20 protein-coding genes are annotated in these 21,693 nt (G+C 60.6%); 15 read left to right on the top strand and 5 right to left on the bottom strand.

Annotation, left to right across the window (positions count from 1 at the left end; translation table 11 throughout):
- Nucleotides 1-45: 45 nt before the first annotated feature.
- Nucleotides 46-411 carry a YkgJ family cysteine cluster protein gene (locus AC3IP0_RS06470; protein WP_489326941.1) on the bottom strand — a complete coding sequence of 122 codons (366 nt, stop codon included), beginning with the start codon at nucleotides 409-411 and terminating at the stop codon, nucleotides 46-48.
- Nucleotides 412-679: 268 nt separating this feature from the next.
- Here AC3IP0_RS06470 and AC3IP0_RS06475 point away from each other — a divergent pair, with 268 nt between their 5' ends.
- The gene (locus tag AC3IP0_RS06475; RefSeq protein WP_489318656.1) at nucleotides 680-2,029 is read left to right on the top strand and encodes a spinster family MFS transporter; all 1,350 of its coding nucleotides are present in this window, start codon (nucleotides 680-682) and stop codon (nucleotides 2,027-2,029) included.
- 184 nt (nucleotides 2,030-2,213) lie between these two features.
- Here the strand turns inward: AC3IP0_RS06475 and rapA are convergent, their stop codons facing one another.
- Nucleotides 2,214-5,060: an RNA polymerase-associated protein RapA gene (rapA, locus tag AC3IP0_RS06480; RefSeq protein ID WP_489318657.1), complete on the bottom strand. Its 2,847-nt coding sequence runs from the start codon at nucleotides 5,058-5,060 to the stop codon at nucleotides 2,214-2,216.
- A gap of 217 nt (nucleotides 5,061-5,277) precedes the next feature.
- On the opposite strand from rapA, the gene AC3IP0_RS06485 reads away from it, so the two are divergent.
- From AC3IP0_RS06485 to ccoM, 3 genes are all read left to right on the top strand, one after another.
- Nucleotides 5,278-5,619 (top strand): hypothetical protein, encoded by a 342-nt coding sequence (locus tag AC3IP0_RS06485; RefSeq protein ID WP_008054180.1) that lies wholly within the window; start codon nucleotides 5,278-5,280, stop codon nucleotides 5,617-5,619.
- Nucleotides 5,620-5,718: 99 nt separating this feature from the next.
- Entirely contained in the window at nucleotides 5,719-5,880 is a 162-nt protein-coding gene (locus AC3IP0_RS06490) for a hypothetical protein (protein WP_008016476.1), read from the top strand.
- 143 nt (nucleotides 5,881-6,023) lie between these two features.
- Nucleotides 6,024-6,134 (top strand): cytochrome c oxidase subunit CcoM, encoded by a 111-nt coding sequence (gene ccoM / locus AC3IP0_RS06495; RefSeq protein WP_007976669.1) that lies wholly within the window; start codon nucleotides 6,024-6,026, stop codon nucleotides 6,132-6,134.
- 271 nt (nucleotides 6,135-6,405) lie between these two features.
- Here ccoM and AC3IP0_RS06500 read toward each other — a convergent pair whose 3' ends face one another.
- Both AC3IP0_RS06500 and AC3IP0_RS06505 read right to left on the bottom strand, forming a co-directional pair.
- A complete protein-coding gene (locus tag AC3IP0_RS06500) occupies nucleotides 6,406-7,881 on the bottom strand; it encodes an inorganic phosphate transporter (protein WP_489318658.1) in 1,476 nt (491 codons plus the stop codon).
- Between the two features lie 377 nt (nucleotides 7,882-8,258).
- A complete protein-coding gene (locus AC3IP0_RS06505) occupies nucleotides 8,259-8,459 on the bottom strand; it encodes a hypothetical protein (RefSeq protein WP_008054177.1) in 201 nt (66 codons plus the stop codon).
- 691 nt (nucleotides 8,460-9,150) lie between these two features.
- Here AC3IP0_RS06505 and pcaR point away from each other — a divergent pair.
- The 11 genes from pcaR to pcaC all read left to right on the top strand — a co-directional run bounded on the left by pcaR (nucleotide 9,151) and on the right by pcaC (nucleotide 19,999).
- A complete protein-coding gene (gene pcaR, locus AC3IP0_RS06510; protein ID WP_008054175.1) occupies nucleotides 9,151-9,993 on the top strand; it encodes a pca regulon transcriptional regulator PcaR in 843 nt (280 codons plus the stop codon).
- 123 nt (nucleotides 9,994-10,116) lie between these two features.
- Nucleotides 10,117-11,463, top strand: coding sequence for a 4-hydroxybenzoate transporter PcaK (pcaK, locus tag AC3IP0_RS06515; RefSeq protein ID WP_489318659.1), 1,347 nt, complete (start codon nucleotides 10,117-10,119; stop codon nucleotides 11,461-11,463).
- A gap of 272 nt (nucleotides 11,464-11,735) precedes the next feature.
- Nucleotides 11,736-12,593 (top strand): CoA transferase subunit A, encoded by an 858-nt coding sequence (locus tag AC3IP0_RS06520; protein ID WP_008054173.1) that lies wholly within the window; start codon nucleotides 11,736-11,738, stop codon nucleotides 12,591-12,593.
- The gene (locus tag AC3IP0_RS06525) at nucleotides 12,593-13,372 is read left to right on the top strand and encodes a CoA-transferase subunit beta (RefSeq protein WP_489318660.1); all 780 of its coding nucleotides are present in this window, start codon (nucleotides 12,593-12,595) and stop codon (nucleotides 13,370-13,372) included. The genes AC3IP0_RS06520 and AC3IP0_RS06525 overlap by 1 nt, the downstream gene beginning before the upstream one ends.
- Nucleotides 13,369-14,574 (top strand): 3-oxoadipyl-CoA thiolase, encoded by a 1,206-nt coding sequence (gene pcaF, locus AC3IP0_RS06530; RefSeq protein WP_489318661.1) that lies wholly within the window; start codon nucleotides 13,369-13,371, stop codon nucleotides 14,572-14,574. The genes AC3IP0_RS06525 and pcaF overlap by 4 nt, the downstream gene beginning before the upstream one ends.
- Before the next feature lie 37 nt (nucleotides 14,575-14,611).
- Nucleotides 14,612-15,316 carry a protocatechuate 3,4-dioxygenase subunit beta gene (pcaH, locus tag AC3IP0_RS06535; RefSeq protein WP_150727601.1) on the top strand — a complete coding sequence of 235 codons (705 nt, stop codon included), beginning with the start codon at nucleotides 14,612-14,614 and terminating at the stop codon, nucleotides 15,314-15,316.
- A gap of 1 nt (nucleotide 15,317) precedes the next feature.
- Nucleotides 15,318-15,884, top strand: coding sequence for a protocatechuate 3,4-dioxygenase subunit alpha (gene pcaG / locus AC3IP0_RS06540; RefSeq protein WP_489318663.1), 567 nt, complete (start codon nucleotides 15,318-15,320; stop codon nucleotides 15,882-15,884).
- A gap of 193 nt (nucleotides 15,885-16,077) precedes the next feature.
- Entirely contained in the window at nucleotides 16,078-17,382 is a 1,305-nt protein-coding gene (locus AC3IP0_RS06545; RefSeq protein WP_489326943.1) for an MFS family transporter, read from the top strand.
- A gap of 45 nt (nucleotides 17,383-17,427) precedes the next feature.
- Nucleotides 17,428-18,792, top strand: a complete 1,365-nt coding sequence (locus AC3IP0_RS06550; RefSeq protein ID WP_489326944.1) for a 3-carboxy-cis,cis-muconate cycloisomerase — start codon at nucleotides 17,428-17,430, stop codon at nucleotides 18,790-18,792.
- Nucleotides 18,793-18,804: 12 nt separating this feature from the next.
- The gene (gene pcaD, locus AC3IP0_RS06555) at nucleotides 18,805-19,596 is read left to right on the top strand and encodes a 3-oxoadipate enol-lactonase (protein WP_489326945.1); all 792 of its coding nucleotides are present in this window, start codon (nucleotides 18,805-18,807) and stop codon (nucleotides 19,594-19,596) included.
- A gap of 10 nt (nucleotides 19,597-19,606) precedes the next feature.
- A complete protein-coding gene (gene pcaC / locus AC3IP0_RS06560; protein ID WP_008054163.1) occupies nucleotides 19,607-19,999 on the top strand; it encodes a 4-carboxymuconolactone decarboxylase in 393 nt (130 codons plus the stop codon).
- Between the two features lie 92 nt (nucleotides 20,000-20,091).
- On the opposite strand, the gene AC3IP0_RS06565 is transcribed toward pcaC, so the two are convergent.
- Nucleotides 20,092-21,351: an OprD family porin gene (locus AC3IP0_RS06565; RefSeq protein WP_489326947.1), complete on the bottom strand. Its 1,260-nt coding sequence runs from the start codon at nucleotides 21,349-21,351 to the stop codon at nucleotides 20,092-20,094.
- Between the last annotated feature and the right edge of the window lie 342 nt (nucleotides 21,352-21,693).

The raw sequence follows: 21,693 nt of genomic DNA on the forward strand, positions 1-21,693 counted from the left end.
TTTCAATGATTTTGACATTAGCCTAATAGCGATTGGTGCTAATGCTCAGGCGATTTGCTTCTGAGGCGTCTCGAATGCGGGTTGCAGGGCCGGCAAGCCGAAAGCGGCACGGGCCGCGTCGCAATCGGGATTGGCCACGCCATCGACCCACGAAGCGTCGAATTCCCGGCAGGTGCTGGAGCGTTTTTCGTAAATCGAGCACTGCACCGTACTGCCCACGTCTCCCACCAGGCTGGTGCAACGCACGGGTTTGCAGCCGGTGCCGAGCATCGCGACCCGACTGGGGCTGATCTGTTCGACAAGCTCATCGGGTACCGTCCCCCCGGACGAGGCGCATTCCCCCCAGAAAAATGACACGCGAAAATGGGAACAGCAGGCACCGCAATTCAGACACGGACTGACTTCGGACATGGGCGATTATCTAAGGAGGAGTGGAGACACAGGGGGGGAAACAAGGCGGCTATTCTAGGCTTCGCCAACGGCTTGGGAAGGGGGGCTGCAAGGTATTTTTCATCGACCGGACGGGCTGCGAAATACCCGCCCCGCGAAAGCTCCTGCAGGGTGTGCCCCATGGGTTGGTATCAGCCTGGCGAATAATGAAAGACAGGTGCGGCCGGCCTGTCTAGATTGCAAAGTCCGGGGGCATTGACGCCCCAAAAACAATAAAAGAGACGGACCCATGCAGAACTCGACCCAAGCGGCCAATGCCTGGCGCATTCTGTTCCTGTTGTTCCTGGCCAACCTGTTCAATTTTTTCGACCGCACCATCCCGGCCATCATCATCGAGCCCATTCGCATGGAATGGCACCTCAGTGATTTCCAGTTGGGGATCATCGGGACGGCATTCACCATCGTCTACGCCATTGCCGGCTTGCCGCTGGGGCGCATGGCCGATACCGGCTCGCGCAGCAAGCTGATGGGCTGGGGGCTGGCGGTGTGGAGCGGGTTGACGGCCGTCAACGGCATGGTGGGCAGTTTCTGGAGCTTCCTGATCGTGCGCATGGGCATCGGCATCGGCGAGGCCAGTTACGCGCCGGCCGCCAACTCGCTGATCGGCGACTTGTTTCCGGCTCACCGCCGGGCGCGGGCCATGGGGATCTTCATGCTGGGGCTGCCATTGGGGCTGTTGCTGGCGTTCTTCACCATCGGCGCGATGGTCAAGGCCTTCGATAGCTGGCGCGCGCCGTTCTTTATCGCGGCGGTGCCCGGGTTGTTCCTGGCGATCTTCATGTTTTTCATCAAGGAGCCGAAGCGTGGCGCCGCCGAGAGCGTTCAGGTTTCGCAGGAAAGGATCGATCGGCCGATCCGGCGGGTACTGGCTGTGCCAACCTTCCTGTGGCTGGTGATGGCCGGCCTGTGTTTCAACTTCGCCACCTATGCCTGTAACTCCTTTCTGGTGCCGATGCTGCAACGCTACTTTCTCATGCCGTTGCAGGAAGCCGCGGTCGCCACCGGGGTTATTGTCGGTGTGACCGGGTTGGTCGGCCTGACCCTCGGTGGCTGGATCGCGGACAAGATTCACCAGCGGGTCGCCAACGGGCGGCTGTTGTTTGCCGCCTTCAGCCTGGTGATTTCGACGGTCTGCACCGCGTGGGCGCTGCATTCCGGGCGAATCGAGATCGGTGTATTTGTCGCCGTATTCAGTATGGGCTGGCTGTTCGCTTACAACTTCTACACCTGCGTGTACACGGCGATTCAGGATGTGGTCGAGCCGCGGTTGCGGGCAACGGCGATGGCGCTGTTCTTTGCCGGGCTGTACCTGTTGGGCGGTGGCCTGGGGCCGGTGGTGGTGGGAGCCTTGTCAGATCACTTCGCCCACACGGCGATGCTTGCGGCGGGGACGGAACAGATGACTGAGGCGTTTAAAGCAGTCGGCCTGCATGACGCGATGTACCTGATTCCGGTGGCGCTGTTGTTCACCGTGGTGTTCCTGTTCCTGGCTTCACGGTGTTTTGTGCGCGATGCCAAGCGGATGAAGGACGGGTTGGTGGCGGTGGGTGAGCCTGAAGGTTCTGCGGTGACTGCTTAACCGCTATCGCGAGCAAGCTCGCTCCCACAGTGGTTAGTGTTGTTCACAGGTAATGTGGTCAACACTAAACTTGTGGGAGCGAGCTTGCTCGCGATGAGGCCATCAGCAGCACTACTGAAATTGAAGTAAACAAAAAGGCCCGCATCGCTGCGGGCCTTCTTTTTATAGCGGTGGAGAAGGGTTGTTAACCCGCCACCAACACCCGAATCGCTTCCAGTCGCAGCGCAGCCTTGTCGAGCATGGCCAGGCCTTGCTCGCGTTGTTTGCGCAGGGCCACCAGTTCGCTGTCGCGCACGGTCGGGTTGACCGCTTGTAACGCGGTCAAGCGCGCCAGTTCTTCCTCGGTATCGGCGGCCAGGCGACGCTGCGCCTCGGCGACACGTTCAGTGTGGCGCGGCAGGATCTTCGCTTCACCGGCGTTGATCCGTGGCGTCAGTTGGTCACGCTGGGCCTGGATGAATTTGTTGGCGCTGGCACGCGGCACGCTTTCGAGCTGATCGTTCAAGGTTTCGAACAACACGCGGGCCGACAGGTCGTTGCCGTTGGTGTCGAGCAGGCAGCGCAGGGCGGCCGGCGGCAGGTAGCGGCCCAGTTGCAGTGAGCGTGGGGCAACCACTTCGCTGACGTACAGCAGTTCCAGCAACACGGTGCCCGGCTTGAGTGCCTTGTTCTTGATCAGCGCCACGGCGGTGTTGCCCATGGAGCCGGACAGCACCAGGTCCATGCCGCCCTGGACCATCGGATGCTCCCAGGTGATGAACTGCATGTCTTCGCGAGACAGCGCCTGGTTACGGTCGTAAGTGATGGTCACGCCTTCGTCGTCGCCCAGCGGGAAGCTGGCGTCGAGCATTTTTTCGCTCGGCTTGAGGATCAGCGCGTTTTCCGAATGGTCTTCGCTGTCGATGCCGAAGGCGTCGAACAGGGTTTCCATGTAGATCGGCAGCGCGAACTGATCGTCTTGCTCAAGGATATCTTCCACCAGCGCATCGCCTTCGCCCGCGCCGCCGGAGTTGAGCTCCAGCAGACGGTCGCGACCGGTGTGCAGCTCGGCTTCCAGACGCTCACGCTCGGTGCGGGCTTCGTCGATCAGCGCTTGCCACTCGCCATCGTCGGCTTCTTCGAGCAGCGGCAGCAGGCGCGGGCCGAACTGGTGCTGCAAGGCGTTGCCGGTCGGGCAGGTGTTGAGGAATGCGTTCAGCGCTTCGTGGTACCACTGGAACAGGCGCTCTTGCGGGCTGGTTTCCAGGTACGGCACGTGCAGTTCGATGATGTGCTTCTGGCCGATCCGGTCCAGACGACCGATGCGTTGCTCCAGCAGGTCCGGGTGGGACGGCAGGTCGAACAGCACCAGGTGATGGGAGAACTGGAAGTTGCGACCTTCACTGCCGATTTCCGAGCAGATCAGCACTTGCGCACCAAACTCTTCGTCGGCGAAGTAGGCGGCGGCGCGGTCACGCTCGAGGATGTTCATGCCCTCATGGAACACCGTGGCCGGGATGCCGGAACGTACGCGCAGGGCGTCTTCCAGGTCCATGGCGGTTTCGGCATGGGCGCAGATCACCAGTACCTTGGTGCGCTTGAGCATCTTCAGTTGATCGATCAGCCACTCGACGCGCGGGTCGAACTTCCACCAGCGTTCTTCTTCGCTGGCGTCTGGTTGGGCCTGGAAGCTGACTTCCGGGTACAGCTCGGCGTGATCGCCCAGCGGCAGTTCGAGGTATTCGTCCGGGCACGGCAGCGGGTACGGGTGCAGCTTGCGCTCCGGGAAACCCTGCACGGCGGCGCGGGTGTTGCGGAACAGCACGCGGCCGGTGCCGTGGCGGTCAAGCAGTTCGCGCACCAGACGGGCGCTGGCTTCAGTGTCGCCATCGTTGACGGCGGCCAGCAGGGCTTCGCCTTCGTTGCCGAGGAAGCCGTGGATGGTCTTGTGGGCTTGCGGCGACAGGCGCCCCTTGTCCAGCAACTCCTGAACGGCTTCGGCCACCGGGCGATAGTTTTCGCTCTCGGCGCGGAAGGCTTGCAGGTCGTGGAAACGGTTCGGGTCGAGCAGGCGCAGACGAGCGAAGTGGCTGTCCTGGCCCAGTTGTTCCGGGGTCGCGGTCAACAGCAGCACGCCGGGAATGGTCTCGGCGAGTTGCTCGACCAGGGAATACTCAGGGCTGACCTGATCTTCGTGCCACACCAGGTGGTGAGCTTCGTCGACCACCAGCAAGTCCCAGCCCGCCGCGAACAGCGCGTCCTGGGCCTTCTCGTCGTCCACCAACCACTCAAGCGCGACCAGCGCGAGTTGGGTGTCTTCGAAGGGGTTGCTGGCATCGCTTTCGATGAAGCGTTCTTCGTCGAACAGTGCGACCTGCAGGTTGAAGCGGCGGCGCATCTCTACCAGCCACTGGTGCTGCAGGTTTTCCGGAACCAGGATCAGCACGCGGTTGGCGCGGCCCGAGAGCAATTGGCGATGGATCACCAGGCCGGCTTCGATGGTTTTGCCCAGGCCCACTTCGTCGGCCAGCAGAACCCGTGGCGCGATACGGTCAGCGACTTCGCGGGCAATGTGCAACTGGTGCGCGATCGGTTGCGCACGCACGCCGCCCAAGCCCCAAAGGGAGGACTGCAACTGGCGGCTGGTGTGTTCCAGTGTGTGATAGCGCAGGGAGAACCAGGCCAGCGGGTCGATCTGGCCGGCGAACAGACGGTCGCTGGCCAGACGGAACTGGATGAAGTTCGACAGTTGAGTTTCCGGCAGGGTGACCACTTCGTTGTGCCCGTTGAGGCCGTGGTAAACCAGCAGGCCATCAACGTCGTCGACTTCGCGGACGGTCAGCTTCCAGCCTTCGAAGTGAGTGATGGAGTCGCCCGGCGAAAACCGCACACGAGTGAGGGGCGCATTCCTTAGCGCGTACTGGCGAGTGTCGCCAGTGGCCGGATAGAGCACGGTCAACAAGCGGCCGTCCTGTGCCAGAACGGTGCCTAAACCCAGCTCGGCTTCGCTGTCACTGATCCAGCGTTGCCCCGGTTGATACTGCTGCGCCATGCTGCCTGACTCCCACCTGAAAAAGCGGGCTATCTTAACGGAATGAGGGCTTCAGGGCCAAAGGACTCTCAGAAAAACTCACAGTCATACGTTAGCCCACCTGTGCATGACGCGCCGCCCGGTGCACTAATGAGTGCCAAATGAGTCACAGATTGCGACCGATGGCTCAAGTCGCCATCCCCGCAGCCGACAGCCTGCTGACAGGAGACTGAAAACCATGCTGCCACCGATGCTCCCCTTGAGTGCCGTGCCGATCACTTCACAGACCGACCCGATCCGTCAGCGTCCGGATATTCCTCCGGTGGTGCCGGTGCAGGAAAGCTCCAGTGAAAGCACGATCGACCTGCAAAAGCGCAATCCTGAGGAGGACGGGTTAGTGCTGCGCGAGGAGCAGCGCCGCAGGCAGGAGCAGGAGCGGCGTCGCCACGAGGCTGATAATGACCCCGAGGCTCACCTGGCGATTCCCGGGGATGAGCTCAATGCCGACAACACCGTGCCGGTGGCGCCGCTGATGGAAGATCAGCCGCGGCAGGGGCTGTGGGTCGATATCGAGATTTGAACGCAGGCTGGTCAGCGCGGCTGTCAGGCCGCATTATTGGCGCAGGGTTGCCGAACGCTACGGTGGCTTAAACTCATTTCAAGCGATGCACTGACCGCCATGAGCCAAGACGACAAACTGATTGACCTCAATGCTGAGCGCGCCAAGCGTGTTCATGACCTCAATGACAAGCGGCTCAATGAAGTTCGCCAGGCGTTCGAGCAGGCCATGCCATTGGGCAAGGCCAAAAAAAAGCCGAAAAACAAACCGAAAAAGCGCTGAAATCCCCCGCATTCATTGATCCGGGTCAAACTTCTCCCTTCCTCTTGCCCCGTCTCGAACGACATTGATCCTGGTCAATATTCTCTCCTGCCCGTTTGGTTAACTTAGCCCTATCGCAACAGGGCAGGTACAGGAGACGCGTCATGTTTTTCGACAACGTGGTGATCGCCGGAGTGCTGACTGTCAGCCTCATGTTTGTATTTTTTGCAGGGTTCGGACTTTTTATCTGGAAGGATTCGCACAAGAGGAAATAACTGTAGTCCTTTCTGGATGTAATGAGCACGCAAGGCATTTTGGGCAACTTCGGTTGCCTTTTTTTTTGCCTGTAAAACTCTATCGATACACGCAAACCCTGTGGGAGCGAGCTTGCTCGCGATGAGGCCATAACATTCAGCATCTATATTGGCTGTAAGGCCGCTATCGCGAGCAAGCTCGCACCCACAATAATTTGTGGTGTGGCGAAGATTTTGGCAATAAAAAAGGCGCGTTCCTTGCGGAGCGCGCCTTTTCTGGTTTGGCTGCTTATCAGCTGCCAAGTGCCTTCGAAGCCAGCCAGAACAACCCGGCCGACAGGGCCACGGTGGCTGGCAGGGTCAATACCCAGGCCAGCAGGATGGTTCTGACGGTGCCGCTTTGCAGACCGCTCTTGTTGGCGACCATGGTGCCCGCCACGCCCGAGGACAGTACGTGGGTGGTGGAAACCGGCAGGCTGAAGATGTTCGCCATGCCGATCAGGGTGGCGGTGGTGATCTGCGCCGACATGCCTTGGGAGTAGGTCATGCCTTGCTTGCCGATCTTCTCGCCAATGGTCAGTACCACGCGTTTCCAGCCGACCATGGTGCCCAGGCCCAAGGCCAGTGCGACCGCCAGGATCACCCAGAACGGAGCGTATTCAGTGGTGGTGGTCAGGTCCTTGCGCAGCTTGTCCAGGTCAGCCTTTTCACGGGCCCCGAGCGTTGGCAACTTGCTGACTTTCTTCGCCGTGTCGTCCAGGCAGAGCAGGTAACGACGTACTTCGATGCGGCTTTCCGACGGCAGCGAGTGGTAGTCGGCTACACCCTTGAGGGTGCCGAGCAGGGCGGTGATGGTCGGTTCGGTCTGTTGCGGGTTGCAACGGAATTTCTCCGGCAGATCGCCTTCCACGCTCTTGCCCAGGGCCAGGAACTCACCCAGGGTTTCAGCGTTACGCTGGTAGAACTGGCTCAGGTGCAGCGTGGCGTCGCGAGTCCGCTCGATCTGATAGGTCGTGCTGTTCAGGTCGAGGACGAACTGGGCCGGCACTATACCGATCAGGACCAGCATGATCAGGCCGATGCCTTTCTGACCATCGTTGGAACCGTGCACGAAACTCACGGCCATGGCCGAGATCACCAGTACCAGGCGATTCCAGAACGGCGGGTGCTTCTTGTCGTCGATCTTGCGGCGCTGTTCCGGCGTCTTGTGCATCTTCGACAGTGGACGCCACCATTTAAGGCCGATCAGGATCAGCGCGGCGATCAGGAAACCGGCCATTGGCGAGAACACCAGCGAGGCGCCGATATCGATCGCTTTCTGCCAGTTCACACCGTCAGCCAACGGAATATCGTTGATCAGGGCGTTGGCCAGGCCGACACCGAGGATCGAACCGATCAGCGTGTGGGAACTGGACGCGGGAATACCGAAGTACCAGGTGCCCAGGTTCCAGGTAATGGCGGCGGCGAGCAACGAGAACACCATGGCCAGTCCGTGACCGGTGTTCACATTGATCAGCAGTTCTACCGGCAGCAGGTGGACGATGGCATACGCCACGCCGACCCCGCCCAGCAGCACGCCGAGGAAGTTGAACACACCGGAGAAGAACACCGCCAGATGAGGCGGCATGGCTTTGGTGTAGATAACGGTCGCCACCGCGTTAGCGGTGTCATGAAAGCCGTTGATGAACTCGAAGGCGAGGACAAAGGCCAGGGCGAGCAAGAGGCTCACAAGCACCCAAGCATCCAGTCCGCTGAATAAATCGATCATGAAGGTTTTCTGACCCGGTCATAAGGGGGCGCGATTATGCCAGAAAAGACTGCTAATCAATGCACTAGCTGCTCATCGGTAACATTCTTCAACGATTTTTTTTGCCGCCGCACCTGAAAACCCACGGTTTTGCTGCGTTTTTTAAGTCATTGATTCAATTGAAAAAAATACACTGTCACAAAACCTTCACGGCCCGGTAAGAGGGGTCTGAACAGTTGTGAGAAAAATCTGAGAAATAGGTCAGATACCGGAAATCTGCCGGATTCGACGACGGTAATGGCCGCTGCCCGCTCGTAGCGGGCGCGAAAGGCAGCATCAATACATCCCGCTTTTAGCGGGTGCAGAGGCAGGCCCTTGTAAGGATCAGGCCGAAGCAGTCACGGCTCTTCGGCTTTGAGTTCCTTTTCCATTTTTTGAATTTCTTGCTGGAAAACCTGATCCTGAACGGTGGCGCGTTTACGCCAGGGTTTGCGTTCCGGTTCGGGTTGAGCGGCGTAAGTGGTGACTTCTCCGCCGTAAACTTCCTTGTAACGTTGTTCCTGGCGCTCTAGTTCCGCGCGCAGTTCGTCTTTCGTCACAGTGCTACCTGTTTGAGTTGGGATAAATTCTGGTGAAAACGCGCTGCATCAAATCGTTTGATCACGTTCGTCGAATGGGCAATGCCCGTCAAGGCATCGTTTTTGACAACAACGTGATCAATACTTCCATGTCACAGGCGGCCACGGCACCAGAGATAAACAGCTGACGTAGCTTCAGTTTCCTGTTTCGGCAAGCGCACGGGCAAGGCTGTGCAATGCGGATCTGGCGCTTGCAACGGGCAACGGCGATGGAACATCGCATTGCCGGGCAGCGGGTTCGGCAAGTAAAAAACCGAATCGCTACTGAATTGTATTATAGCGGCCGATTCGAAGAACACTATCTCCAAAGAGTTAAAAGTGGATCCTGGTGTGTGACTGTTTTGTTGCTCGCAACTTTACGATTAACTAGAACCTCGACTGATGCCGCATTGCTACGATGCCTTTCTGACGCCATTAAGTCAGGCAAGTTACGATAAATGGATTACCACATTAAGTCCTGTGTCGAGTCGACGTAAACATGGGGTCGTGAGTCGGCGAAAAACCGGGCATCGGCGGATCGGGTTATTCATATGGTGGATTGCGATTATCGGTCGAGCGTTCGATAATCGCACGGAGTTGGCGGGCCGGGCTTGAGCGTCAGGCGCCAGCCCTTTGTAATAGTCGCTGATCCGAATGGGTAAAAGGACCTTGTATGAACGATCAAATGCGCAATTCCTTCGCTTCAGTGGCTCCTCCCATCGTTGCCTCACCAGCCAAACGGATCCAGGCACTGACCGGCGACCCGGATTTCATGACGTCCCTGGCCCGTGGCCTGGCCGTGGTGCAAGCGTTCCAGGAGCGCAAACGGCACCTGACCATCGCCCAGATCAGCCACCGCACGGAAATTCCCCGTGCCGCCGTGCGCCGTTGCCTGCACACCCTGATCAAACTCGGCTACGCCACCACCGACGGCCGCACCTATTCGCTGCTGCCCAAAGTCCTGACCCTCGGCCATGCCTATGTGTCATCGACGCCGCTGGCGGTTTCCGCCCAGCCTTACCTGGACCGCATGAGCGAACAACTTCACGAGGCCTGCAACATGGCCACGCTGGAGGGTGATGACATTCTGTACATCGCCCGCTCGGCGACCACCCAGCGCCTGATTTCGGTGGACCTGTCGGTAGGCGGACGCTTGCCGGCCTATTGCACGTCGATGGGGCGGATCCTGCTGGCCGCGCTGGATGACACGTCGCTGGGCGAATACCTCGATCACGCCGAATTGCAGGCCAAGACCAGCCGCACGATCCACACCCCCGAGGCGTTGCTCGAATGCCTGCAAGAAGTACGATTGCAAGGCTGGTGCATCGTCGACCAGGAACTCGAGCAAGGGCTGCGTTCGATTGCCGTCCCGGTGTATGACGCTTCCGGGCAGGTGGTCGCGGCCCTCAATGTCAGCACTCACGCCGGACGGGTCAGTCGCAATGAACTGGAACAGCGTTTCCTTCCCGGTTTGTTGAGCGCCAGCCGCGACCTCAGCGCCCAGTTGTTTGCCTAAGCTGTTCGATAAACGCACAGAGATGCGTTTATCGAATTGACGCTGTTTCCTCCGGATCATTACTGTCGCGGCTTCGTCAGCATCTGCTGACACCGTTCGACTGCGATCCGTGGAATAAAAATAATGAACCAGCCTCAGTCTGCTGTAGGTAACTGCCTCGACGTGCAGTCCTTCATCAATGCCCAACCCATTTCGCGCTACCAGTGGCGTGTGGTGATCCTGTGTTTCCTGATTGTCTTCCTCGATGGCCTCGACACCGCGGCCATGGGTTTCATCGCCCCGGCCCTGTCCCAGGACTGGGGTATCGACCGCGCCAGTCTCGGCCCGGTGATGAGTGCGGCATTGATCGGCATGGTCTTCGGCGCACTGGGCTCCGGCCCTCTGGCTGACCGCTTCGGGCGAAAAGTCGTACTGGTCGGTGCGGTGCTGTTGTTCGGTGCCTTCAGCCTGGCCTCGGCCTACAGCACCAATGTCGATCAGCTGCTGGTATTGCGCTTCCTGACCGGCCTGGGGTTGGGCGCCGGCATGCCGAACGCCACCACGCTGCTGTCGGAGTACACCCCGGAGCGCAAAAAGTCCCTGCTGGTGACCAGTATGTTCTGCGGCTTCAACCTCGGCATGGCTGGCGGCGGTTTCATCTCCGCCAAGCTCATTCCGGCCTTTGGCTGGCACAGCCTGCTGCTGATCGGCGGGATTCTGCCGCTGATCCTCGCCGTCGTTTTGCTGCTCTGGCTGCCGGAGTCGGCGCGTTACCTGGTGGTGCGCAACCGCGGTACGGACAAAGTGCGCAAGGCACTGGCGCCGATTGACCCTACGGTGGTGGCCCAGGCGTCCAGCTTCAGCGTGCCGGAACAGAAAACCGTGAAGGCGCGCAATGTGTTTGCGGTGATCTTCTCCGGCACCTACAGCACCGGCACCTTGCTGCTGTGGCTGACCTACTTCATGGGCCTGGTGATCGTTTACCTGCTGACCAGTTGGCTGCCGACCCTGATGCGTGACAGCGGCGCGAGCATGGAGCAGGCCGCCTTCATCGGCGCGCTGTTCCAGTTTGGTGGTGTGCTGAGCGCGGTGGGTGTGGGCTGGGCGATGGACCGGTTCAATCCGCACAAGGTCATCGGCACTTTCTACCTGCTGGCCGGGGTGTTTGCCTACGCGGTAGGGCAGAGCCTGGGCAACATCACAATCCTGGCGACCCTGGTGCTGGTGGCCGGGATGTGTGTCAACGGTGCGCAATCGGCAATGCCGTCACTGGCAGCGCGGTTCTATCCAACACAAGGGCGGGCCACCGGCGTGTCGTGGATGCTCGGCATCGGCCGCTTCGGCGCCATCCTTGGTGCCTGGATGGGTGCGACGCTGCTGGGGCTGGGCTGGAACTTCGAGCAAGTGCTGACGGCGCTGGTGATTCCGGCGGCGCTGGCAACGACGGCGGTGGTGATCAAGGGCATGGTCAGTCATGCGGATGCGACCTGATTCCGGTTTGAAATAGTGGTGTAGCAGGAAAAGATCGCAGCCTTCGGCAGCTCCTACAGGGGAATGTGTAAATCCGTAGGAGCTGCCGCAGGCTGCGATCTTTTGGGGGCAGCCTATAAAGATAGCCAAGCAACAATATGTTCGATAATCGAACGGTTAGTCGATTATCGGATTGTTTGGCGTTTTGCAGGGGCTTAACCTTCAGTCATTCCGGCGCTGCGCATCGGCGCCTTCTTCCACTGTCGGTTAACAATAAACGGGAGCCTGCCCCAATGGCTGAAATCCTTTCGCTGCACGACGCGGTGAAGCAATTCGTAAACGACGGCGATACGGTCGCGCTCGAAGGCTTTACTCACCTAATCCCGACGGCGGCGGGTCACGAAATCATTCGCCAGGGCAAGAAAGACCTGACCCTGGTGCGGATGACCCCTGACTTGATCTACGACCAGTTGATCGGTGCCGGTTGTGCCCGCAAGTTGATTTTTTCCTGGGGCGGCAACCCGGGTGTCGGCTCCCTGCATCGCCTGCGTGACGCCGTAGAGAAACAGTGGCCCCACGCGCTGGAAATCGAAGAGCACAGCCACGCCGACCTGGCCAATGCCTACGTCGCCGGCGCTTCCGGCCTACCGTTTGCGGTACTGCGTGCCTACGCCGGTTCCGACTTGCCGAAGGTCAACCCGCTGATCAAATCGGTTACCTGCCCGTTCACTGGCGAAGTGTTGGCCGCCGTGCCTTCGGTACGTCCGGACATTACCGTGATTCACGCTCAGAAAGCCGACCGCAAGGGTAACGTGCTGCTCTGGGGCATCCTCGGCGTGCAAAAAGAAGCCGCACTGGCCGCCAAACGCTGCATCGTCACCGTTGAGGAAATCGTCGACGACCTCAATGCACCGATGAACTCCTGTGTATTGCCAACCTGGGCCCTGAGCGCGGTTTGCCACGTACCTGGCGGCGCGCATCCGTCCTACGCCCACGGTTACAACGAGCGCGACAACCGTTTCTACCAGGCCTGGGACCCGATTGCCCGCGACCGTGAAACCTTCACCGCGTGGATCAACGAATACATCCACGGCAGCGCTGACTTCAGCGAGTTCCAGGCCAAACTGGCCGCCGCTTCGGAGGCGAAGTAATGACTTACACCACCAATGAAATGATGACCGTCGCCGCCGCTCGCCGTCTGAAGAACGGTTCGGTATGTTTCGTAGGCATCGGCCTGCCGTCGAAAGCGGCCAACCTGGCACGCCTGACTTCCTCGCCTGATGTCGTCCTGATCTACGAATCGGGTCCGATCGGTGCCAAGCCGAGTGTATTGCCATTGTCGATCGGTGACGGTGAGCTGGCGGAAACCGCCGACACCGTAGTCCCGACCGGCGAGATTTTCCGCTACTGGCTGCAGGGCGGACGCATTGACGTCGGCTTCCTCGGCGCGGCGCAGGTCGACCGTTTCGGCAACATCAACACCACCGTGGTCGGTGATTACCACTCGCCGAAAGTTCGCCTGCCGGGTGCCGGTGGCGCGCCGGAGATTGCCGGTTCCGCCAAGAGCGTGTTGATCATCCTCAAGCAGTCGTCGCGCTCCTTTGTCGACAAACTCGATTTCATTACCTCGGTCGGCCACGGCGAGGGCGGTGATTCGCGCAAGCGTCTCGGCCTGCCAGGCGCCGGTCCGGTCGGGATCATCACCGACCTGTGCATCATGGAACCGGAGGAAGGCACCCACGAATTTGTGGTCACCGCACTGCACCCGGGCGCGACCCGCGAGCAAGTGGTTGCTGCCACCGGTTGGGCGATTCGCTTTGCCGACCATGTTGAGCAAACTGCTGAGCCGACTGAAGTCGAACTGACCGCCCTGCGCGACCTCGAAGCCCGTACCGCTGCTGCACACGGCCAAGCCCCCGGAGAAGCGTGATGCGTGACGTTTATATCTGCGACGCGATTCGTACCCCCATCGGCCGTTTCGGCGGTGGCCTGTCGACGGTGCGTGCCGACGACCTGGCTGCCGTGCCGATCAAGGCCTTGATGGAACGCAACCCATCGGTGGACTGGAATGCCGTGGACGAGGTGTTCCTCGGCTGCGCCAACCAGGCCGGTGAAGACAACCGCAACGTTGCGCGTATGGCGCTGTTGCTGGCCGGCCTGCCGGAAACCATTCCCGGCGTGACCCTCAACCGCCTCTGCGCTTCGGGCATGGATGCCATCGGCACCGCGTTCCGCGCTATCGCCAGCGGCGAGATGGAGCTGGCGATTGCCGGTGGCGTCGAGTCGATGTCCCGTGCGCCGTTCGTGATGGGCAAGGCCGATGCCGCGTTTTCGCGCAACATGAAGCTCGAAGACACCACCATCGGCTGGCGTTTCATCAACCCGTTGATGAAGGCCCAGTACGGCGTGGACGCGATGCCGCAGACCGCAGACAACGTCGCCGACGATTACAAGGTGTCCCGCGCCGATCAGGACGCGTTCGCCCTGCGCAGTCAACAACGCACGGCCGCCGCGCAAGCCGCCGGGTTCTTCGCCGAAGAAATCGTTGAGGTGCGCATAGCCCACAAGAAGGGTGAAATCGTGGTCAGCCAGGACGAGCATCCTCGCGCCGACACCACTCTGGAAGCCTTGACCAAGCTGAAACCGGTCAACGGCCCCGACAAGACCGTCACCGCTGGCAATGCCTCGGGTGTGAACGACGGTGCCGCCGCGTTGATCCTGGCTTCGGCCGAAGCGGTGAAGAAGCACGGCCTGACTGCCCGCGCCAAAGTACTGGGCATGGCCAGCGCCGGTGTTGCCCCGCGGGTGATGGGCATTGGCCCGGTGCCGGCGGTGCGTAAACTGATCGAACGCCTCGGTGTGGCGGTCAGCGATTTCGACGTGATCGAACTCAACGAAGCCTTCGCCAGCCAAGGCCTGGCGGTGCTGCGTGAACTGGGGATCGCGGACGACGCGGCCCAGGTCAACCCGAACGGTGGCGCGATTGCCTTGGGTCACCCGTTGGGCATGAGCGGCGCGCGACTGGTGTTGACCGCGTTGCATCAGCTGGAAAAAACCGCTGGCAAGAAAGGTCTGGCGACCATGTGCGTCGGCGTCGGCCAAGGTCTGGCTTTGGCGATCGAGCGCGTCTGACGCGCTCTGAAGACTTATAAGAACTGAGGAATGTTTCATGACTGACAAGCCTGGTTACCGTCGCCCGCAGGCGGGCACTCAGCCGGAATACCTGCACCCGGCCTATCAATCCACCAACCTGCGCTCGCCGTCGAAACCGTTGGTGTTCCTGCCCCATTCGTTGTCGGAAATTACCGGTCCGACCATCGGCGCCGAGCGCGTCAACGAGAAGGACAGCGACCTGACCGCCCAGCATGAGGGGCAGCCACAGGGTGAGCGCATCATCATCCACGGCCGCGTGCTGGATGAAAACGGTCTGCCGGTGCCGGGGATTCTGGTGGAGATCTGGCAGGCCAACGCCGCCGGTCGCTACGCCCATGCCCGCGACCTGCACGACGCACCGCTGGACCCGAATTTCACCGGCACCGGCCGCACCGTGACCGACGCCGATGGCTGGTACCAGTTCCAGACCATCAAGCCAGGCGCCTATCCGTGGGGTAACCACCACAACGCGTGGCGCCCGGCGCACATCCATTTCTCGCTGTTCGGGCCGAGCATCCTGACGCGCCTGGTGACACAGATGTATTTCCCGGGTGACCCGTTGCTGGCGTACGACCCGATCTACAACTGCGTGCCCGATACCAGCGCCAAGGAGCGCTTGATCGCCACGTTCGATCTGGAAAAAACCATCCCTTCCTATGCCCTCGGTTATCGCTGGGACATCGTTTTGCGCGGCCGCGACGCCACGCCGATGGAGAAATAAGATGACGCTGACTGCGACCACGTCCCACACCGTCGGGCCGTACTACCACATCGGCCTGACCTGGCTGAACCGCGAAAACCTGACCGTCGAACAAACCCTGGGCGAACGCGTGGCGATCACCGGGCAAGTAGTCGATGGCAACGGCGATGTCGTCAACGACGCGATGCTGGAAGTCTGGCAGGCCAACGCCGCTGGCAAGTACGATCACCCGGAAGACGACCAGGAAAAACCCCTGGACCCGAACTTCGAAGGTTTTGGCCGAGTGCCGGTGGATGCCGAAGGGCGTTTTCGTTTCACCACCATCAAGCCCGGTACGGTCGAGGGGCTCAAAGGCACGACCCAGGCACCGCACCTGGTGGTGCTGGTGTTTGCCCGTGGCCTGGTCAAGCACTTGCTGACGCGGATTTACTTTGATGGCGAAGCCGCCAACGTCAACGACCCGCTGCTGGAGTGCGTGCCGGCAGAGCGTCGCGGTACGTTGCTGGCCAAGCAGGATGCGTCGGGTGTGTATCAGTGGAATGTGATTCTGCAGGGTACCGATGCCGAGACGGTGTTCTTCGACTATTAAGTGAACACCGTCCCCTTGTGGGAGCGGGCTTGCTCGCGAATGCGGTATGTCAGGCAACATTTTTATCGACTGACACTACGCATTCGCGAGCAAGCCCGCTCCCACAGGGATGTGTGTTCGCTGAAACATCTGTGGAACAGGAGTGTTGCAAAGTGTGTCTAGACTCTTACAGTCCCCATTGAGTGAAAAAACAATGACAACACCCGCAGCGCCTATAGCCCTTTATACGAGCGAAGAACGCAGCAAGCGGATCTTCGCCATTGTCGGTGCCTCGTCCGGCAACCTGGTCGAATGGTTCGACTTCTACGTCTACGCCTTCTGTGCGATCTATTTCGCACCCGCGTTTTTCCCGTCCGATAACCCCACGGTGCAGTTGGTCAACACCGCTGGCGTGTTCGCTGCCGGGTTCCTGATGCGGCCGATTGGTGGCTGGATTTTCGGGCGGTTGGCGGACAAGCACGGACGCAAGAATTCGATGTTGATCTCGATTCTGATGATGTGCTTCGGCTCGCTGCTGATCGCCTGCCTGCCGACCTACAACAGCATCGGGGTCTGGGCGCCGATCCTGTTGCTGTTCGCCCGTTTGCTGCAAGGCTTGTCGGTGGGCGGCGAGTACGGCACTACCGCGACCTATATGAGTGAAGTGGCGCTCAAGGGCCAGCGCGGTTTCTTCGCCTCGTTCCAGTATGTGACCCTGATCGGCGGCCAGTTGCTCGCGGTTTCGTTGGTGGTGATCCTGCAACAGTTCCTCACCGAAGATGACCTGCGTGCCTACGGCTGGCGGATTCCCTTCGTGGTGGGTGCCATGGCGGCGCTGGTTTCGCTGTATCTGCGTCGTTCGCTGAAAGAAACCACCAGCAAGGAAATGCGCGAAAACAAGGACGCCGGCAGTATCCGCGCGTTGTTTCGCGACCATAAAGCCGCGTTCATCACCGTGCTCGGATACACCGCCGGTGGTTCGCTGATTTTCTACACTTTCACCACGTACATGCAGAAGTACCTGGTGAACACCGCTGGCATGCCGGCCAAGACCGCCAGCTACATCATGACCGGCGCGCTGTTCTTCTATATGTGCATGCAGCCGATTTTCGGCATGCTCGCCGACAAGATCGGCCGGCGTAACTCGATGCTCTGGTTCGGCGCCCTCGGCACGCTGTTCACCGTACCGATCCTGTTGAGCCTGAAAAGTGTCAGCAGTCCGTTCCTGGCCTTTGTGTTGATTACCCTGGCGCTGGTGATCGTCAGTTTCTACACCTCGATCAGCGGTTTGGTGAAAGCCGAGATGTTCCCGCCGCAAGTGCGTGCACTGGGTGTCGGCCTGGCGTATGCGGTGGCGAATGCAATCTTCGGTGGTTCGGCGGAGTATGTGGCCTTGAGCCTCAAGGCCGTGGGCATGGAAAACTCCTTCTACTGGTACGTCACGGTGATGATGGCGGTGGCATTCCTGTTCAGCCTGCGCCTGCCGAAACAGCCGAAGTATCTGCAGCAAGACCTTTGATCTTCACGCGCGGGTCGCAAAGGGCCGCGCCTTCAGGAACTGTTTATGAACCAGCGACCGGGCAATCAATTGTTCGATGCCTATTTCACGGCCCGCGATATGCGTGAGGTGTTCTGCGATCAGGGCCGCGTCCAGGCCATGCTCGATTTCGAATCAGCACTGGCCCGGGCCGAAGCGCGGGTCGGGATGATTCCGTCGAGTGCTGTCGCGCCGATTGAAGCAGCTTGCCGCGCCGGGCTTTATGACTTTGCGGCATTGGGCGAGGCGATTGCCACGGCGGGTAACTCGGCGATTCCGTTGGTCAAGGCGCTGGGCAAACAGATTGCGGCCACCGATGCCGAAGCCGAGCGCTATGTGCATCTGGGCGCGACCAGCCAGGACGTGATGGACAGCGGCCTGGTGCTGCAACTGCGCCGGGCGCTGGAATTGATCGAGAGCGACCTGGCACAACTGGGGCAGACCCTCGCGTCCCAGGCCCAGCGCTACGCGACCACGCCATTGGCCGGACGCACCTGGCTGCAGCATGCGACGCCGGTCACCCTCGGCATGAAAATCGCTGGCTGGCTGGGGGCGGTGACCCGCAGTCGCCAACGCTTGGCCGAACTGAAACCGCGTCTGCTGGTGCTGCAATTCGGCGGTGCGTCCGGAACCCTTGCAGCCCTTGGCGAACAGGCCATGCCGATTGCCCAGGCGCTGGCCGAAGAACTGCAACTGACCTTGCCTGATCAGCCGTGGCACACCCAGCGCGATCGCGTGGTGGAGTTTGGCGCCGCGCTTGGCTTGATCGCCGGCAGTCTCGGTAAACTCGGTCGCGATATCAGCCTGTTGATGCAAACCGAGGCCGCCGAAGTGTTCGAACCTTCGGCGCCGGGCAAGGGCGGTTCCTCGACCATGCCGCACAAACGCAATCCGGTGGGCGCGGCGGTGCTGATCGGCGCGGCGACGCGTGTGCCGGGTCTGCTGTCGACGCTGTTCAGCGCCATGCCCCAGGAACACGAGCGCAGCCTCGGCCTGTGGCATGCCGAGTGGGAAACCCTGCCGGAGATTTGCTGCCTGGTGTCGGGCAGCCTGCATCAAGCATTGTTGATCGCCCAAGGGCTGGAAGTGGATGCCGAGCGCATGGCTCGCAACCTCGATTTGACCCAGGGCCTGGTGCTCGCCGAAGCGGTGAGCATCGTCCTTGCGCAACGGGTCGGCCGCGATACCGCGCACCATCTGCTGGAACAATGCTGCAAGCGCGCCGTGGCCGAACAACGTCACTTGCGTGCGGTCCTCGGCGACGAACCGCAAGTGACCGCCGAACTGTCGGCGGCTGAGCTCGATCATCTGCTGGACCCCGCCCACTACCTCGGTCAGGCCAGAACCTGGGTCGAGCGGGCGGTGGCTGAACATTCTGCATTGACTGCCTGAAGGAGACTTGCTGTGGCTTTTGTACAACTCGCCGAGGGCGAACTGCATTACCAACTCGATGGACCGGTCGATGCGCCGGTGCTGGTGCTGTCCAACTCCCTGGGCACGGACCTGCACATGTGGGACGCGCAGATCCCGGCATTCTCCGAGCATTTTCGCGTGCTGCGTTTCGACACCCGTGGTCACGGCCAATCGCTGGTGACACCGGGCCCGTACAGCATCGAGCAACTGGGCCGCGATGTGCTCGCATTGCTGGATGCCTTGCACATCGAGCGCGCGCATTTCTGCGGATTGTCCATGGGCGGGTTGATCGGCCAGTGGCTGGGCATCAATGCCGGCGAGCGCCTGAATAAGCTGATCGTGTGCAACACCGCAGCGAAAATCGGCGATCCGTCGGTGTGGAACCCGCGCATCGAAACGGTGCTGCGTGATGGTCAGGCGGCCATGGTTGCCCTGCGCGATGCGTCGATTGCCCGTTGGTTCACCCCGGACTTCTCCGAAGCCAACCCGGCGGCAGCCAAGCAGATTACCGACATGCTCGCGGCTACTTCGCCCGAAGGTTATGCGGCCAACTGCGCGGCGGTGCGCGATGCCGATTTCCGTGAACAGTTGTCTGCGATCAAGGTGCCGTTGCTGGTGGTTGCCGGTAGCGAAGATGCGGTGACGCCACCGTCCGGTGGGCATTTCATTCAAGAGCATGTGCGCGGGGCCGAGTACGCCGAGTTCTACGCTGCGCACTTGTCCAACGTCCAGGCAGGCAATGCGTTCAGTGAGCGCGTGCTGGCGTTTCTGTCGGCTGATTGAGGGTATTCCTGTGGATGAGAAACAACGTTACGACGAGGGGATGGAAGTCCGTCGCGCGGTCCTCGGCGACGCCCACGTCGACCGCAGCCTGACCACCCTGACCGAGTTCAACTCGGAGTTCCAGGAGATGATCACCCGCCACGCCTGGGGCGACATCTGGACCCGCCCGGGCCTGCCGCGCCACACCCGCAGCCTGATCACCATCGCCATGCTGATCGGCATGAACCGCGAAGGCGAACTCAAACTGCACCTGCGCGCCGCCGCCAACAACGGCGTCAGCCGTGGCGAGATCAAGGAAGTGATCATGCAGAGCGCAATCTACTGCGGGATTCCGGCGGCCAATGCAACGTTCCACCTGGCGGAGTCGGTGTGGGATGAGTTGGGGGTTGAGTCGCGGGAATAGGTTAGGGCTTAAAAAAGATCGCAGCCTTCGGCAGCTCCTACAGGAGGGTGTGAACACCTGTAGGAGCTGCCGAAGGCTGCGATCTTTTGATTTTACAGCAGGCTGATCGGATAGCTGATGATCAGGCGGTTCTCATCGAACTCGTTGTTGCTGTAGTCGCGGCGCATAGTCGAGTTGCGCCATTTCAGGTTCAGGTCTTTCAGCGCACCGCTCTGCACGGTGTAGCCCAGTTCCGATTCACGTCCCCATTCCTTGCCATCGGTGATGCTGCCCGTGTGCACATTGTCGCCGCTGATATAGCGGTTCATCAGGGTCAGGCCCGGTACGCCCACGGCGGTGAAGTTGTAGTCGTGGCGCACTTGCCAGGATTTCTCCCGGGCATTGTCGTAGCTGGAGTTGTAGCTATCGTTGGCCAAGGTGCCGCCGCTGGTGCCGTTGACCCGCATCCAGGCGTTGTCGCCGGTGAGTTTTTGCAGCCCGACGTAGAAGGTGTTGCCGCCGTGCTTGGCCGAGAACAGGCCATACATGGTCTTGTTGTCCAGTTCGCCGGCCCGGGCGCTGCCGTCATCCTTGCCGTAGAAGAAACCCAGGTTGGCGCCCAGGGTCCAGTCGCCGATCGGTTGGTTGTGGGTCAGGTTGATGAGTTGCTGGCTGTAGATGTCCTTGAGCTCGGCGTTCCACAGACCGATCTGGGTGCGCTTGTCGTTGAACACGTACTCGCCGCCCTGGAAGTTGAAACGGTCCGAGGTGAACGCAGCTTTGCCGGTCATCGACATGTCGTTCATGCTGCTGTCGTCCCGTGGGCTGTTCTGGCGGAACTGGCCGCCGTAGAGCGTCAGGCCATTGATCTCCTTCGAGGTGATCTGGCCGCCCCGGAAGGTTTGCGGCAGCGATCGACCGTCGTCCGAACGCAGGATTGGCAGCACCGGCATCCACTCGCCGACTTTGACTTCGGTCTGCGACAGCTTGGCCTTGAACGCCACGTTGGTGCGGCCGAAGTTGTCTGCCGGGCGACCGTCATGATCCAGCGGCAGCAGTTGGGTACCGCCGGTGCCTTTGCCGCCGTCGAGCTTCACCGAATACAAACCGAGCACATCCATGCCGAACCCGACGGTGCCCTGGGTGAAACCGGACTTGGCGTCGAGGATGAAACTCTGCGTCCATTCTTCAGCCTTGCCCTGGGCCTTGGTCGGGTTGGTGAAGTTGCGGTTGATGTAGAAGTTGCGCAGGTTCAGGTTGACCTTGGCCCCTTCGACAAAACCCGACTCCTCGGCGCTGGCGGGCAGGGCGGCACTGGCCAGGGCGGCGGCGATCAGGCTGGGAACGAAATACTGCGCGGTGGAAGACGTCATGAGCTCGGGTCTCTCTAATTCTTGGGGATGAAGCGAGGTGATGCCGCAACCCGGGGTTGCAGACGAATATTCGAAATCAGCACAAAACGAAGCAGGTCAGCCGGAGAGGGCAGGGCGCGGGGGCATGGTGTCGAACCTGTTGTTATTGGTTTTGTGGTTCGGATGGTGCGGGGAATGTACTGGATGGTTCAATCGTAAAAAGCGGGTTTTGGGCGATTATCGAACGTAACATTGGTTTGGGTTTTGTGGTGTGTTGGCCGGCCTCTTCGCGAGCAAGCCCGCTCCCACATTCGACCGCATTCCTTCGGGAGAAACCCGGTTAAATGTGGGAGCGGGCTTGCT

This window comes from Pseudomonas sp. GL_103 (assembly GCF_057835175.1).

Excerpts from the sequence above, each read along its gene's own strand:
- pcaR (WP_008054175.1), top strand. The coding sequence starts at position 9,151 with ATGAACGATCAAATGCGCAATTCCTTCGCTTCAGTGGCTCCTCCCATC.
- AC3IP0_RS06545 (WP_489326943.1), top strand. The coding sequence starts at position 16,078 with ATGACAACACCCGCAGCGCCTATAGCCCTTTATACGAGCGAAGAACGC.
- ccoM (WP_007976669.1), top strand. The coding sequence starts at position 6,024 with ATGTTTTTCGACAACGTGGTGATCGCCGGAGTGCTGACTGTCAGCCTC.
- pcaG (WP_489318663.1), top strand. The coding sequence starts at position 15,318 with ATGACGCTGACTGCGACCACGTCCCACACCGTCGGGCCGTACTACCAC.
- AC3IP0_RS06565 (WP_489326947.1), bottom strand. The coding sequence starts at position 21,351 with ATGACGTCTTCCACCGCGCAGTATTTCGTTCCCAGCCTGATCGCCGCC.
- AC3IP0_RS06475 (WP_489318656.1), top strand. The coding sequence starts at position 680 with ATGCAGAACTCGACCCAAGCGGCCAATGCCTGGCGCATTCTGTTCCTG.
- rapA (WP_489318657.1), bottom strand. The coding sequence starts at position 5,060 with ATGGCGCAGCAGTATCAACCGGGGCAACGCTGGATCAGTGACAGCGAA.
- pcaK (WP_489318659.1), top strand. The coding sequence starts at position 10,117 with ATGAACCAGCCTCAGTCTGCTGTAGGTAACTGCCTCGACGTGCAGTCC.
- AC3IP0_RS06500 (WP_489318658.1), bottom strand. The coding sequence starts at position 7,881 with ATGATCGATTTATTCAGCGGACTGGATGCTTGGGTGCTTGTGAGCCTC.
- AC3IP0_RS06490 (WP_008016476.1), top strand. The coding sequence starts at position 5,719 with ATGAGCCAAGACGACAAACTGATTGACCTCAATGCTGAGCGCGCCAAG.
- AC3IP0_RS06520 (WP_008054173.1), top strand. The coding sequence starts at position 11,736 with ATGGCTGAAATCCTTTCGCTGCACGACGCGGTGAAGCAATTCGTAAAC.
- AC3IP0_RS06550 (WP_489326944.1), top strand. The coding sequence starts at position 17,428 with ATGAACCAGCGACCGGGCAATCAATTGTTCGATGCCTATTTCACGGCC.
- AC3IP0_RS06485 (WP_008054180.1), top strand. The coding sequence starts at position 5,278 with ATGCTGCCACCGATGCTCCCCTTGAGTGCCGTGCCGATCACTTCACAG.
- pcaH (WP_150727601.1), top strand. The coding sequence starts at position 14,612 with ATGACTGACAAGCCTGGTTACCGTCGCCCGCAGGCGGGCACTCAGCCG.
- AC3IP0_RS06525 (WP_489318660.1), top strand. The coding sequence starts at position 12,593 with ATGACTTACACCACCAATGAAATGATGACCGTCGCCGCCGCTCGCCGT.
- AC3IP0_RS06470 (WP_489326941.1), bottom strand. The coding sequence starts at position 411 with ATGTCCGAAGTCAGTCCGTGTCTGAATTGCGGTGCCTGCTGTTCCCAT.